Source organism: Shinella sp. M31, assembly GCF_049199205.1.
GTDB lineage: Bacteria > Pseudomonadota > Alphaproteobacteria > Rhizobiales > Rhizobiaceae > Shinella.
In genome coordinates this window covers 1-960 of sequence record NZ_JBLZPH010000165.1, presented here as the reverse complement: position 1 = coordinate 960, position 960 = coordinate 1, and the positions used below count along the sequence as shown (strand labels likewise).

The 960-nt window shown below is 67.4% G+C and carries 2 protein-coding genes; one reads left to right on the top strand and one right to left on the bottom strand.

The window, feature by feature from the left end:
* On the bottom strand, positions 1-451 hold a 451-nt coding region (locus tag ACOZKU_RS26015; RefSeq protein WP_421581338.1), incomplete at its 3' end, for a sigma-70 family RNA polymerase sigma factor.
* Positions 452-558: 107 nt separating this feature from the next.
* On the opposite strand from ACOZKU_RS26015, the gene ACOZKU_RS26010 reads away from it, so the two are divergent.
* Positions 559-960 (top strand): carboxymuconolactone decarboxylase family protein (locus ACOZKU_RS26010; protein WP_421581337.1); only part of this gene is annotated, 402 nt, incomplete at its 3' end.

The following is a 960-nucleotide window of genomic DNA, read 5'->3' as shown; positions in this document are numbered from 1 at the left end:
GGCGGGCAGCGACCGGCGAGCGATCGACGATGCGGCCGATCTCCTCGAAGGGCACGTCGAACATGTCGTGCAGCACGAAGGCGAGGCGTTCGGCGGGCGCCAGGCGCTCCAGCACGACCAGCAGTGCGAGGCCGACCGAGTCGGCGAGTGCCGCCTGCTCATCGGCGCCGGCTGCGGGGTCGGCGTGCTGGACTTCGCCCTCGTCGCCGTCGATCGGGTCTTCGCGGCGCTTGGTGCGGGTGCGCAGCATGTCGAGGCAGATGCGGCCGACGACGGTGGTCAGCCAGCCCGCCGGGTTTTCGATGCCGTCGCCGGCCCGCTCCAGCCGAAGCCACGCCTCCTGCACGGCGTCGTCCGCCTCGGCGTGCGAGCCCAGCATGCGGAAGGCCACGCTGCGCAAACGGCCGCGCTCGGCCTCGAAACGCTCGGTCCAAAACTTTTTTTCGCTCATCGGTCACACTCTCTCGGTTCGTGGCGTCATGGCCATGACGAACGAAGCCGCACCGGTGTGACAGGGCTCGCAACCGTCGAAGCGAAAACAGTGCAAGGAGCACCGAAATGCAATCCCGTATGACCAATATCGTTACCGTCCTCCCCGAAGTCATGAAGGCCATGCAGGCGCTGCAGGGGGCGGCCCAGAAAACGGAGCTTCCGGAAAAGACCGCCCATCTGGTGCATCTGCGCGCCAGCCAGATCAACGGCTGCGGCTTCTGCGTCGATCTGCATCCGCGCATGATGAAGAAGGCCGGCGAGAGCGACCGGCGCATCCTCTCCGTCGCCGCCTGGCGCGAGGCGCCGTTCTATACGGATGCCGAGCGCGCGGCGCTGGCCCTGACCGAGGCGCTGACCCGCATTGCCGACCGCGAGGAGCCGGTTCCGGACACGATCTGGAACGAGGCCGCCCGTCACTATGACGAAAAGACGCTGGCCGCCCTCGTCGTAGAGATTGCGGCGATCAAC